Genomic DNA, 12,259 nt, shown 5'->3' on the forward strand with positions numbered 1-12,259 from the left:
ACTCGACGGCCTCACTCCAAGCGAGTATCTCAAAATCTGCCGAGACCGGATGACCCAGCCGTCTCATATGTACTGAGCGCGGACAGGCCATTGCGCGCAACGGCAGTCTGCTGCTACGTATCGCCGTGCGCATTCCAACCTATCTGACGGACCTGCGGGAAAACCCTGCCTGGCTGCCGATGTTTGTGCTGGCGCGCACAATGCCTGGGCGCCGCATGCATTGGCTGGGCGCAAAGCGCGCCCGTCCGGTCGCGGATACGGCGGATACGATGTTCGCCGGTGTCGAACGTGAAGCGGTGGTCGAAGCGCTGCGCACCGACGGGCTGTTTTCGGGCCTCGTCCTGCCGTCTGATATCCATGAGGAGATCGCCGATTTCGCCCAGCGCACGCCTTGCTTCGGCAATTTCGACCGCCGTCTCGAATTCATGCCGGATGAACATGCGGAAGCTGAGAAGCGCTTTGGCCGCTCGCTGCTCAGCGGGCACTTTTTCGAGCGAATCCTTGATTGCGAGGCGGCGCTCGCCATCCAGCGCGACCCGCTGCTTCTAAACATTGCCGCGCACTATCTCGGCGGTCAGGCAAAACTGATCACGACGCGGGTCTGGTGGAGTTTTCCGACGGGTGCCGCTTCGGACGCCGACAAGAACCTCGCCTCGCTCGGCAAGTATCATTTCGACCTCGACGATTGGCGCATGCTGAAATTCTTTTTCTACCTCAAGCCGGTCGATGCCGAGACCGGTCCACACGTCTATGTGCGAGGCAGCCACAAGCGACGCAGCCTCAAGCATCAACTCACCCTCCTCGTCGGCCATTCCGCGCGAGAGGTCCTGGATGTCTATGGCGAGCAGAGCCCGGTGACATTGACTGGAGAAGCAGGACTAGGTTTCGTCGAGGACCCCTTCGGCTTCCACATGGGCACCGTGCCGTCGCGCAGGCCGAGGTTGATGATGGAAGTCGGCTTCGGCGTATCGCCGCCGTCGCGCCGCCGCTTTCATGGCGAGCCGGTCATCCGCTGAGAGCTGACGACCCGAAGTTCATCTCGACAGGCATCCGGTGAGCACGGCGCCGGGCTTTGCGCAGCGCCCGTGGAGCCGCCGCTTGGCCTCGGCTTTTAGGGAGCCGATTTGCCGCGCCGCAGATGCTCGTCCAGACGCGGCATGATCTCTACGAAGTTGCACGGCATGTGCCGGTAGTCGAGCTGCGCCTTCAGGATGCCGTCCCAGGCGTCCCTGCAGGCGCCGGGTGAGCCCGGCAGCACGAAGACGAAAGTGGCGTTGACGACGCCGCCGGTCGCCCGGCTCTGGACCGTCGAGGTGCCGATCTTGTCGTAGGAGATGCGGTGGAACACTTCCGAAAAGCCGTCCATGCGCTTTTCGAAGATTGGCTCCAGCGCTTCCGGCGTCACGTCGCGCCCGGTGAAGCCGGTGCCGCCGGTGGTGATGACGACATCGATATCCTTGTCCCGCGACCACGCCAGAACCGTGTCGCGGATTTTCTCGCGGTCGTCGGTGACGATATCGCGGACAGCCAGTATGTGGCCGGCCTCGGCGATGCGGTCGGCCAGCGTCTGGCCGGATTTGTCGTCGGCAAGGCCGCGCGTGTCGGAAACGGTCAGCACCGCGATGCGTATGGGAATGAAGGAACGGCTCTCGTCAATTCTGGCCATCAGCTCCCTCCGAGGCGATGCTGCGCGTCGCGGCGACGAACCAGTCGGGCTGGCGACCACGGATCTGGGCGGCGGCGCGCTTGGCGACATTGCCGGTTTCGAACAAGCCGAAGCACGTGGCGCCCGACCCGGACATGCGTGAAAAACCCGATCCAGCTTTGTTAAGCCAGGAAAGTGCCCTGCCGATAGCGGGTTGCATCGCAATGGCTGCCGGCTCGAGATCGTTGCGGGTGATCTCCAGCCAGTTGCGCAGGCTGTGGAAGTCGATGCTGCGCGGCAGCTGCGGCAGCGCTTCGTTGTCGCGACGGGCAAGCGCTGCGAAGATGTCGGCCGTCAAGACCGACCTGCCCGGATTGACCAGCACCAGCCCCAGCGTCGAAAAATCCGGCACCATCGAAAGCTCGTCACCAATGCCGCGCGCTACCAACGGCTTAGCCGCCAGGCACATTGGCACGTCGGCGCCAAGCGAGAGGCCGATCCGCGCAAGCTCGACGCCATCGATATCCAGGGCCCATATCTCTACCAGCCCGCGCAGCACGGCTGCGGCGTCGCTCGAACCGCCGCCGACGCCGGAGGCAACCGGCAGGTTCTTTTCGAGCTTTATCGAGACAGGCGGGGTCTTCTCTTGCCCGACCGCCTGTCGCAGGGCATCGCGCGCCCTAAGCACCAGATTGCTGGCGTCGACAGGCACGGCCGGCGCGTAGCGGCCTGACACGACAAAATCATCATCTTCGGCCAGTGCGATTTCGACCCTATCGCCAAAACGGGTGAACACCGCCAGGCTCTCGATCAGATGATAGCCGTCAGGGCGCCTGCCGGTGACATGCAGCGCAAGATTGATCTTGGCGTGCGCATGCCAGGTGCGTGAACCAGTGTGGATGTCCACCGCGTCAGTCACATGTGAAATGATGCTCAGTCCTTGGCCAGCCGGTATTCGCCGGTCTTCGGATCCTTGACCAGCGTCCCCATCGCGCCATTGGCCGCCTGCTTTTCGGTGCGCCGCACCTTGGCGGTCACGCGCTCGGCCTCGCGGATGAAAGTGCGGTAGCCGAAATAGGCGGCGACGCCAACGACGGTGAAGAAAATGATCTGAGGCATGCCAAAACTCCTCCCACGCTGGGCCGGCGAAGGCGGCCGGTAGGTCGGTTGATACATGTCGCCCAAAGGTGGATCCGGTTTTGGGAACACGACATGCATAAGACTTCGAGCTTCTTATGCTAGACGGTTTCGCCGGGTTTTCAAAGCCCGAAGCGCGCCCATAATGCGCGCTCTTCCGCCGCATCGATCACCCCGCTGGCGGCCGCGGCGGCGATGTCGGGCACCGAAAAGCCCATACTCGAGCCGAATAGGCCGAAGCGGCCGAGGAGCCCGCGGGGTGCCGTGATCAGCCGGAGCTGGGTCTTCTCCCCGAAGCGTGTCTTCAGCACCGTCCGCATGTCGCCGAGCGCATCGACCAGGCCGAGTTCAAGGCCCTTGATGCCGGTCCAGAACAGGCCGGTGAACAGGTCCGGATCGTCCTTCAGCTTGGTGCCGCGCCGCTCCTTGACGAGGTCGATGAACGTGCCGTGCACCTCGAGCTGCAACGCCTTCAGCCGTTCGACGTCTTCCTTCTTCTCCGGCTTGAACGGATCGAGCACTGCCTTGTTCTGGCCGGCGGTGTGGACACGGCGCTCGATGCCGATCTTCTTCATCAGTTCCGGGAAGCCGAACGAGGCCGACACCACGCCGATCGAACCGACGATGGAGGACGGATCGGCAAAAATCTCGTCGCCGGCGACCGCGATCATGTAGCCGCCCGATGCCGCAACGTCCTCGACGAAGACCAGCACCTTTTTGTCCTTTTCGCTCGCCAGGTCGCGGATGCGCTTGAAGATCAGCCGCGACTGCACCGGCGAGCCGCCGGGCGAATTGATCGAGATGGCGACCGCCGGCGCGTCGTAGGAAAACGCTTTCTCGATGAGGCCGGCGGTGGAGGCCAGGGACAGGGTCGGCCGCAACTGGCCGCCACCGGCCATGATGGTACCGTGCAGCCGGATGACCGGAATGGTGACGACGGTGGAGCGCCAGGATTTCGGCAGCAGGCGGTTGATAAGTCGTTTCACGAGGGCACGGTCTCCGGTCGATGGGTTGCTGGCATGTAGGGATTCCCCGGCCAACAGCAATGTGGGCCTCAAGAATAGCTCAATCTCCGAACAGAGAGGCAAGCCCGTTGGTGATCATTTCACTGCGCTCGTCAGGACCGTTGCCCGACTGCGCGTGCAGCATCAGCGGCGGCCGGATGGCAAGTCTTCCCCGTGCGCCGAGTGCCGCCCGCACAATGATGCGGATCGCCGCCGCGTCTGGGCGCGGGTGGACGGCAAGCATCTCGGCATCGCCGAAGCGGCCGGCGATTGCATCGAGAATCGAGCCGAGCTGTTCGGGTCGGGCGATGACGGCAAGCCGGCCACGCGGCCTGACCACCGCCGCGGCGCTCCGGATCCAGCTCTCGAACGCTCCATCCTCCATGACATGCGCTTCCTTTCGCAAGCGATCGGATGTGGCGCGGTCCCGCGCGGCGTTGAAAGGCGGGTTCATGATGACGAAGTCGAAGTCGTTGTCGGCGAGGCCGGCGGACGCCCGCGCCCGGCCCGATACGGTAACATCAGCGACGACCACCGAGGCGCGATCGCTGAGATGGGCATTGCCGGGATGGGCAAGGGTGGCCGCAGCGAAGGCCGCCATTTCCGGCGCGCGTTCGACAAGCACGGCCTCGGCCGCCAGGCAGCGCGACAGCACCGCCAGGCCCGCAGCCCCGGCTCCGGCGCCGAAATCGGCCAGACGCCCGCCAAAGGAAGATGGCACCGACGCGGCCAGCATCATCGCATCCATGCCGGCGCGATGACCGCCTTGCTTGGGCTGCACGAGCCAGAACCGGCCGCGATGGAAAGCATCGACCGTATGGGCCGGTGTGTCCGGGATAAGGGTGGCCGGCGCGGCGGGCATTATTTTCCACGGATCTCGTTGGCGATGCCGGCATCCGTCAGGATGCGCCGTGCGGCGTCGGCCTTGTCGGCGTCGACCATGACGCGCCGCGGCAGGATGCCGAGCGAGCCGTCGAGCACGCTCATGTTCTGGTCGGCGACGAAGCAGCCGATGCCGGCATCGCGCATCAGCGATTCGACAAAGGAGATAATGACGGCGTCGTTGGTGCGAATGAGCTCTATCATCGGGCGAAACTCTCAGTTTGCAGCGCTGATGTAAACGGGTAGGTGGATTGCCCTGGCAAAGCAGAACTTCCTTCGCCGCCAGTTGACAGCCTGTCATCGCCGCCGCGCCAATTCGCCTCTTGCCGTGGATGTGCCTGCCGCCCTAGAGTCCAAGCAGGGATTAAGGGTGCCGTCGCACGCGTTATACCAAGACGGGAGTGATTGTCGTGGGTGTCGTTCTCAACATCGAAAACGGGAAGCGGGAGCCCGCCTCCATCAAGGAGATGATCGATCTGACTGCGGCCGATATGGGGCGCGTCAACGAATTGATCCTGTCCAAGGCCGGCTCCGACGTCGAGATGATCCCCGAAATTGCCAACCATCTGATCTCGTCCGGCGGCAAACGATTGCGGCCGATGCTGACGCTCGCCGCCGCGCAGATGTTCGGCTATGCCGGCGAGGGCCACGTCAAGCTCGCCACGGCGGTTGAATTCATGCACACGGCGACGCTTCTCCATGACGATGTCGTCGACGAGAGCGGCATGCGCCGCGGCAAGAAGACCGCCCGCATGATCTGGGGCAATCAGGCGAGCGTGCTGGTTGGTGACTTCCTGCTCGGCCAGGCCTTCCGCATGATGGTCGATGTCGGCTCGCTGGAGGCGCTCGACATCCTGTCGAGCGCGGCTTCGATCATCGCCGAGGGCGAGGTGATGCAGCTTGCCGCCGCCAAGAACCTGGAGACCACCGAGGACGAACATTTCGCCGTCATCAAGGCCAAGACCGCGGCGCTGTTTTCTGCGGCTGCCGAAGTCGGTCCGGTCATTGCCTTGGCGACGCGTAACGACCGTGCGGCGCTGCGCTCCTACGGTATGAACCTCGGCCTTGCGTTCCAGCTGATCGACGACGCGCTGGATTATGGCGGCACCAGCAAGGATCTGGGCAAGAATGTCGGCGACGATTTCCGCGAGGGCAAGGTGACGCTGCCGGTCATCCTCGCCTACCGGCGCGGCACCAAGGCTGAGCGCACCTTCTGGAAGCGTTCCATCGAGGACAATGCCACCGATGACGCCGGCCTGGAAAAAGCGATCGGCCTGATGACACGGCACGGCGCCATCGCCGACACGATCGGGCGCGCCCGCCATTTCGGCGAGATCGCCCGCGATGCGCTGGCGCCGCTGGAAGCGACGCCGCAGAAATCGGCGCTGATCGACGTCATCGATTTCTGCATAAGCCGGGTGAACTGAAGGCTGGACTTTAGCGACGCTTCCTCTGGCTTACGCTGGAAGTTTGCGAATTCGGTCCCGCCGTCTCGACAAGCTGCCTCGCCGCAAATTATCTATTAAAGATGGCAAAGGGCACAGACGACACCATCGCGGTCCGCATCAGCAAGGTGCTGGCGGACCGCATCATCTCCGGCGCGATCGAGCCGGGGGCCAGGCTTCGGCAGGATCATATCGCCGAGGAATTCCAGACAAGCCATGTTCCCGTACGCGAAGCGTTTCGCCGTCTCGAGGCGCAAGGGCTGGCCGTCGGTGAGCCGCGCCGCGGCGTACGTGTCGCGGCTTTCGACCTGAGCGAGGTCAAGGAGGTCGCCGAAATGCGCGCCGCGCTCGAAGTGCTGGCGCTGCGCCACGCCGCGCCGCATCTGACATCGGCCATTCTCGACCTTGCCGAGGAAGCGACCAGGGCCGGCGACAAATCCCGCGATGTCAGGTCCTGGGAAGAAGCCAACCGCGCCTTCCACCGGTTGATCCTGTCGCCGTGCGGCATGCCGCGTCTGCTCGCCACCATCGACGACCTGCACGCGGCAAGTGCCCGCTTCCTGTTCGCGGCCTGGCGCTCGGAGTGGGAGACACGCACCGACCAGGATCATCGCGCGATACTCACCGCCTTGCGGCAGGGTAACACCGAATCGGCAGCCGCGACACTGGGGCGGCATGTCCAGTGGATCGGCCGCAAGCCGGTCAGGACGGCCTCTGGCACGACACGCGAGGCCTTTGCCATCGTGGGCTAGGATGACGCCTTGCACAGGCAGGGCTTGCTATCTTGGGGGATTTGTGGATTCGATAATAGATCGAAAACAGAAATTATCTATAATTTGCAATCGATCAAAGGAATCCCATGACAGACGTTGCATTCTCGTCCGGCAAGCCCTCGTTCAGTCCGCTCCGGCTTCAGGGCCGCCCTCTTGCCTGGCAGGTTGGAGCCGTCGTGCTCGGCACGCTGTTCCTGGCGCTGTCGTCCTACATCGAAGTACCGATGTTGCCGGTTCCGGTGACCATGCAGACCTTCGCCGTGACGTTGATCGGCGCGCTCTATGGCTGGCGGCTTGGCGCCGTTACCATCGCCGCTTGGCTGGTCGAAGGCGCGGTCGGCTTTCCGGTGCTGGCCGGAGGCGCCGCCGGCGTCCAGCATTTCGTCGGACCAACGGGTGGCTATCTCTTCGCTTTCCCAATCGTCGGCGCCTTGGTCGGCTGGCTGGCCGAACGCGGCTGGAACGGCAACCGGGTGATGCTTGCCTTCGCCGCCATGCTGCTCGGCAACCTTGCCTGCCTGGTTCTCGGCACCATGTGGCTCGCCATCATGATCGGCGCCGAACAGGCCATCACCTTCGGCTTCCTGCCATTCATCGTCGGCGGCCTGCTGAAGTCGGCGCTCGGTGCCGCGACACTCATGGCTCTCCCCGGCAGAGCGAAGCCGGCCAATCCGTGACGATCAGGCTGCGCGCCCATCACCTCCTTTGCCTGCTCACCTATGTGGGCAAGGGATACAGTCCCGCCTTCACCGCCAACTATGACGGGATCGCGGAGCGCCTGAGCCGGGGCGAGGACATCCTCCTCGTTTCCGGCGCGGACGATGTCTGCGGCCCATTGCTCGACGAGCCGGAGCCGCATTGTCTCAACGAGAGCGTCTTCGAGCGCGATCGGCTCGCGGCACAGGATTTGGAGGAATTGCTGGCGCGCCCAATCCGCGTCGGCGCCAGCCTCGATCTCGATGCGTCGATGCTGGCCCGGATGCGGCAGGCGTTTTCCGCTGGCCGCGTGCGCAAGGCCTGCGGCGGCTGCGAATGGAGCGGGCTGTGCAGCACGATTGCGGCTGGCGGATATGGTGACACGCTGGTGCGGCGGTCTGCCTCGCCAGGCGAACACTGACATTGGCGTCGAGCCCCGCGGTCGAATCTGTGATATGCTCCGATCCGCGCGACACCATGGCCGAAATTCAAGATCGGAAAACTGTGGCCCGTCGCCATGATTTGTTAATCGGGTGCCCGGATTGTAAATTCGAGGCGGATTGAAGCGCGACCCCAAAAAGGCCATGCTTTATCATGAAGATGAAGTCTATGCCGATCCCGCTGATGCGGAGATGGGCCTGGCTGAAAGGAATACGATGCGGCAAGGACGTGCGCGCTGGCTGACAAGGCTGGCAATTGTGACCGGCATGGCGATCTCGGCTCTGCCGGCCTATGCCAAGCAAACCACCGAACCGGTCAAGATCACGTCGTTCTCGGGCGCTTATCTGGCGGCCCGGATCGCCGAAGGCGACAACGACCTCGACAGCGCCATCGGCTATTACAAGCAGGCATTGGCCTTCGACCCGAGCGACACCGGCCTGCAGCAAAGCTTGATGCTGTCGCTGATCGCGCAAGGCCGCTTCGACGAGTCCCTGGTCTATGCCGACAAGCTCAAGGAAGTTCCCGATGTCGAGCGCTTCTCGCGCCTGGCGCTGGCCGTCGATTCCTTCCACAAGAAGGATTTCACCAAGGTACAATACTGGCTCAAGCTGTCGGTGGAATCCGATCTCGACCGGCTGCTCTCCGGGGTCATGTCCGGCTGGGCGCAGCAAGGCGCCGGTGAGGCCGCCGATGCGATGACCTCTATCGACAAGTTGCAGGGGCCGGATTGGTTCGGTCTGTTCAAGTCGTTCCACCGCGCATTGATTGCCGATGCGTCCGGTATGCCCGAAAAGGCTGATGCGATCTACGCCGCGACCATGCAGGATACGGCCGCCGGTGGTGCGGCTCCCGAAACCTGGATGCGCAATGCGCAGGCCTATGCCTCGTTTCTGGCTCGCAAGGGCGACAAGACCAAGGCAATGTCGGTGCTCGATCAGGCCGAGGCGTTTTCGCCGGGCAAGCTGGAAATCGTCGCCATGCGCGACAAGATCGCCAAGGGCGACAAGATCGCGCCCTTCGCTGCCGGTCCGTCGGACGGCGCCTCCGAGATTCTGCTTGATCTCGCCACTGCGCTCAACCGTGGCGGCGGCGAGCCGTTCGTCCGTCTCTATCTGCAGTATGCTCTGGCGCTGAAGCCCGACAGCGATGCGGCACTGGTGCAACTCGCTGCGGTGTCCGAGCAGTTGAAGGACGGCGAGGGCGCCATCGCGCTCTATCGGCGGATCCCCGCTACTTCGCCGCTGAAGGAGCTTTCGGACCTGCAGCTCGGCCTCAACCTTGCCGATCTCGACCGTCATGAGGAGGCGATCACCCATCTGAAGGCCTTCATCGACGCCCACCCCGATGACATGCGCGCCTATCTGGCGCTCGGGGGTGTCTATTCCTCGAAGGAGGATTTCCGCTCGGCCGCCAATCTCTACGACAAGGCTGTCGAGGCGCTGAAGACGCCGACCGCGGCCAACTGGAACATCTTCTACCAGCGTGGCATCGCCTATGAGCGGCTGAAGGAATGGCCCAAGGCCGAGCCGAACTTCCGCAGGGCGTTGGAATTGGTCCCCGACCAGCCGCAGGTGCTGAACTATCTCGGCTATTCCTGGGTCGACATGAACATGAACCTCAAGGAAGGCCTGGCGATGATCCAGAAGGCCGTCGATCTCAGGCCAAGCGACGGTTACATCGTCGATTCGCTGGGGTGGGCCTATTTCCGCCTTGGCCGATTCGACGATGCCGTGCGCGAAATGGAACGCGCCGTGTCGCTGAAGCCGGAAGATCCGGTTCTCAACGACCACCTTGGCGATGCTTACTGGCGCGTTGGCCGCAAACTGGAAGCCACCTTCCAGTGGAACCAGGCCCGCGACCTGAAGCCCGATCCCGATGTGCTGGCCAACTTGCAACAGAAGCTGATGAAGGGCCTGCCGCCGATCGAATCCAACACGGCGCAGGAAACCCCGAAGGTCAAGCCAGAGCCGGTGCCCGCCCCGAAGGGGTGAAATCGGTTTTTTTTGAATGCAACGGGGCTCTTCGGAGCCCCGTTTCGTTTGTGGATGGCTGTTGCGCCCCCGACAGGCGCCGATAGGCTCGGAATTGCCTCAGAATAGCTTCCGGTAGACGACGAAGCCGGAACGTTCGCCGATCTTGTCATAGAGCTTCATCGCGGTCTGGTTGGTCTCGTGCGTCAACCAGTACACCCTGCCTGAGCCGGCGGCCTGGGCGCGCTCGTAGACGCCCTCAATCAGCGCACGGCCAATGCCTTTGCCGCGGGAGGCCTGTGTGGTGAAGAGGTCCTGCAGATAGCAATTCGGCGCGATCGCCGTGGTGCTGCGATGGAAGAGATAGTGCACGAGGCCGAGAAGCTGTCCCTCGCTCTCGGCGACCAGCGCATGAACCGGCTCATAGGCATCGAAGAAACGGGACCACGTCATCGCCGTGATCTCGCCCGGCAGGGCTGTTTCAGCCGAGCGGCCATAAAATGCGTTATATCCGTCCCACAGCGGCAGCCACTGGTCGAAGTCCTGACGCGTGACGGGACGGATGACGATCGGGCTGGGCATGGTTGACCTGTTGTCATTGAGGTGGACGCATCGAACAGACCTCAGGTGCCCAAGGCTGGCAATGGACCAGCCGCTCGCAAAGCTTTCAACTGTACGTTCGCGGGGGACGGCGGGCGCCTTGCTTGACGCCTCGCCGCCGGGTCACTAGGACGTGCCGGCAAGCTAGCCTGTGCTGCCGAGGCCCCCGTGACGATTGAAATCCCCGCCCATATGCATCCCAGCCGCTCGTTCCAGGGGCTGATCCTGACCTTGCACAATTACTGGGCGGCCTATGGCTGCGTCATCTTGCAGCCCTACGACATGGAAGTCGGCGCCGGCACCTTTCACCCGGCAACGACGCTCCGCGCGCTCGGACCGAAGCGCTGGAACGCCGCCTACGTCCAGCCCTCGCGCCGGCCCAAGGACGGGCGTTACGGCGAGAACCCGAACCGGCTGCAGCACTATTACCAGTATCAGGTGATCTTGAAGCCGAATCCGCCCAATTTGCAGGAGCTCTATCTCGGCTCGCTTGCGGCGATCGGCGTCGATCCGCTGCTGCACGACATTCGCTTTGTCGAGGACGATTGGGAAAGCCCGACGCTGGGCGCCTGGGGCCTCGGCTGGGAATGCTGGTGCGATGGCATGGAGGTGTCGCAGTTCACCTATTTCCAGCAGGTCTGCGGCATCGAATGCGCGCCGGTGGCCGGCGAGCTGACCTACGGGCTGGAGCGGCTGGCCATGTATGTTCAGGGCGTCGACAATGTCTACGACCTCAACTTCAACGGTCGCGAAGGCGCCGACAAAGTCACCTATGGCGATGTCTTCCTGCAGGCCGAGCAGGAATATTCGCGCCACAATTTCGAATACGCCAACACGGCGATGCTGTTGCGCCACTTCGAGGATGCCGAGGCCGAGTGCAAGGCGCTTCTCGATGCCGGCGCGCCGGCGTCGAACGACAATGCGCCGATGCACCGCATGGTTTTCCCGGCCTACGACCAGTGCATCAAGGCCAGCCATGTCTTCAACCTGCTCGATGCGCGCGGCGTGATTTCGGTCACGGAACGGCAGAGCTACATCCTGCGGGTGCGCAATCTGGCGAAAGCCTGCGGTGAGGCATTTTTGAAGACGCAGGCGGGTGGCTTGGCGGCCTGAGTTTCAGGCACGCTTCATCATCTCGAGGGAAGCGTTGATTGGCGACAGGATCTGCCCGCTCGGGCCGGCCATTGTCCGCAATGCCTGCCGTACACCCGGCATCGAGAACGCGCCGTGAGCCTGCGCGGTGAAGCAGGCGCTGAGTGCGAGGATCTGCAGAAGTCTGGATGCCGTTTTCATGGTCGTTGAGCCAATGGTTTCCTGCCTGAGCGTGTGTCGCTTCAGCGCTGAGTTCGGTTCATGGAAATCTTTGATCCAAGGACGGGTGGCGTGGTCTCGTCCCGACAGGATGGCCAAAATTTCCGGAAATGGACGCAAGTCGGTGTTCGCCGCGCCATTCGCTTCCGGAACCATGAAATCAAAAACGAACTGGATTCCGTGCTCGATACGATCTATGCGGCGGTGGAAGAACGAAAATCACACCTGCGTTTGCGTGATGGTGCCGAAGGTATCGGCGGCTGAGAGGCCGGGGGGCCCCCCCCCCCCGCCGCGGCGCCGCCCCCCCCCCCCCCGGCCCGGGGGGGGGGGGGGGGGGGGGGGGGGGGGGGGCGGG

16 protein-coding genes are annotated in these 12,259 nt (G+C 63.5%); 8 read left to right on the top strand and 8 right to left on the bottom strand.

Annotation, left to right across the window (positions count from 1 at the left end; translation table 11 throughout):
• Nucleotides 1–65 precede the first annotated feature (65 nt).
• Nucleotides 66–1,016, top strand: coding sequence for a hypothetical protein (locus tag NKH57_RS32085; protein ID WP_352950305.1), 951 nt, complete (start codon nucleotides 66–68; stop codon nucleotides 1,014–1,016).
• 95 nt (nucleotides 1,017–1,111) lie between these two features.
• Here NKH57_RS32085 and moaB read toward each other — a convergent pair whose 3' ends face one another.
• The 6 genes from moaB to NKH57_RS32115 form a co-directional block, all read right to left on the bottom strand.
• Nucleotides 1,112–1,666, bottom strand: coding sequence for a molybdenum cofactor biosynthesis protein B (moaB, locus tag NKH57_RS32090; protein WP_352950294.1), 555 nt, complete (start codon nucleotides 1,664–1,666; stop codon nucleotides 1,112–1,114).
• Complete coding sequence (locus NKH57_RS32095; protein ID WP_352950307.1) at nucleotides 1,653–2,552, bottom strand: 4-(cytidine 5'-diphospho)-2-C-methyl-D-erythritol kinase; 900 nt, start codon at nucleotides 2,550–2,552, stop codon at nucleotides 1,653–1,655. The genes moaB and NKH57_RS32095 overlap by 14 nt, the downstream gene beginning before the upstream one ends.
• A 26-nt stretch (nucleotides 2,553–2,578) precedes the next feature.
• On the bottom strand, nucleotides 2,579–2,764 hold the full coding sequence (locus NKH57_RS32100; RefSeq protein ID WP_027023000.1) for a membrane protein: 186 nt from the start codon (nucleotides 2,762–2,764) through the stop codon (nucleotides 2,579–2,581).
• A gap of 140 nt (nucleotides 2,765–2,904) precedes the next feature.
• Nucleotides 2,905–3,768: a S49 family peptidase gene (locus NKH57_RS32105; RefSeq protein ID WP_352950296.1), complete on the bottom strand. Its 864-nt coding sequence runs from the start codon at nucleotides 3,766–3,768 to the stop codon at nucleotides 2,905–2,907.
• A gap of 79 nt (nucleotides 3,769–3,847) precedes the next feature.
• Complete coding sequence (locus NKH57_RS32110) at nucleotides 3,848–4,648, bottom strand: tRNA1(Val) (adenine(37)-N6)-methyltransferase (protein ID WP_023759074.1); 801 nt, start codon at nucleotides 4,646–4,648, stop codon at nucleotides 3,848–3,850.
• On the bottom strand, nucleotides 4,648–4,872 hold the full coding sequence (locus NKH57_RS32115; RefSeq protein ID WP_023759075.1) for a putative signal transducing protein: 225 nt from the start codon (nucleotides 4,870–4,872) through the stop codon (nucleotides 4,648–4,650). Before NKH57_RS32115 ends, NKH57_RS32110 begins: the two co-directional genes overlap by 1 nt.
• Before the next feature lie 206 nt (nucleotides 4,873–5,078).
• Between NKH57_RS32115 and NKH57_RS32120 the strand changes: the two genes are divergently transcribed.
• From NKH57_RS32120 to NKH57_RS32140, 5 genes are all read left to right on the top strand, one after another.
• The gene (locus NKH57_RS32120) at nucleotides 5,079–6,095 is read left to right on the top strand and encodes a polyprenyl synthetase family protein (protein ID WP_023759076.1); all 1,017 of its coding nucleotides are present in this window, start codon (nucleotides 5,079–5,081) and stop codon (nucleotides 6,093–6,095) included.
• Nucleotides 6,096–6,196: 101 nt separating this feature from the next.
• Nucleotides 6,197–6,865 carry a GntR family transcriptional regulator gene (locus NKH57_RS32125; protein ID WP_023759077.1) on the top strand — a complete coding sequence of 223 codons (669 nt, stop codon included), beginning with the start codon at nucleotides 6,197–6,199 and terminating at the stop codon, nucleotides 6,863–6,865.
• Nucleotides 6,866–6,972: 107 nt separating this feature from the next.
• Entirely contained in the window at nucleotides 6,973–7,563 is a 591-nt protein-coding gene (locus NKH57_RS32130) for a biotin transporter BioY (RefSeq protein WP_023759078.1), read from the top strand.
• Nucleotides 7,560–8,003, top strand: a complete 444-nt coding sequence (locus NKH57_RS32135) for a DUF1284 domain-containing protein (RefSeq protein ID WP_352950299.1) — start codon at nucleotides 7,560–7,562, stop codon at nucleotides 8,001–8,003. Before NKH57_RS32130 ends, NKH57_RS32135 begins: the two co-directional genes overlap by 4 nt.
• A 235-nt stretch (nucleotides 8,004–8,238) precedes the next feature.
• Nucleotides 8,239–10,014 (top strand): tetratricopeptide repeat protein, encoded by a 1,776-nt coding sequence (locus NKH57_RS32140; protein WP_352950309.1) that lies wholly within the window; start codon nucleotides 8,239–8,241, stop codon nucleotides 10,012–10,014.
• A gap of 99 nt (nucleotides 10,015–10,113) precedes the next feature.
• Here the strand turns inward: NKH57_RS32140 and NKH57_RS32145 are convergent, their stop codons facing one another.
• Nucleotides 10,114–10,575: a GNAT family N-acetyltransferase gene (locus NKH57_RS32145; protein WP_352600392.1), complete on the bottom strand. Its 462-nt coding sequence runs from the start codon at nucleotides 10,573–10,575 to the stop codon at nucleotides 10,114–10,116.
• Nucleotides 10,576–10,785: 210 nt separating this feature from the next.
• Between NKH57_RS32145 and NKH57_RS32150 the strand changes: the two genes are divergently transcribed.
• Nucleotides 10,786–11,706, top strand: coding sequence for a glycine--tRNA ligase subunit alpha (locus NKH57_RS32150; RefSeq protein ID WP_352600753.1), 921 nt, complete (start codon nucleotides 10,786–10,788; stop codon nucleotides 11,704–11,706).
• 3 nt (nucleotides 11,707–11,709) lie between these two features.
• Here the strand turns inward: NKH57_RS32150 and NKH57_RS32155 are convergent, their stop codons facing one another.
• The gene (locus NKH57_RS32155; protein ID WP_352950301.1) at nucleotides 11,710–11,886 is read right to left on the bottom strand and encodes a hypothetical protein; all 177 of its coding nucleotides are present in this window, start codon (nucleotides 11,884–11,886) and stop codon (nucleotides 11,710–11,712) included.
• A 60-nt stretch (nucleotides 11,887–11,946) separates the two neighbouring features.
• Here NKH57_RS32155 and NKH57_RS32160 point away from each other — a divergent pair, with 60 nt between their 5' ends.
• Complete coding sequence (locus NKH57_RS32160) at nucleotides 11,947–12,168, top strand: PDDEXK family nuclease (protein WP_352950303.1); 222 nt, start codon at nucleotides 11,947–11,949, stop codon at nucleotides 12,166–12,168.
• Nucleotides 12,169–12,259 lie beyond the last annotated feature (91 nt).

Origin of the sequence: Mesorhizobium sp. M1050, from assembly GCF_040318715.1 — a bacterium.
GTDB lineage: Bacteria > Pseudomonadota > Alphaproteobacteria > Rhizobiales > Rhizobiaceae > Mesorhizobium.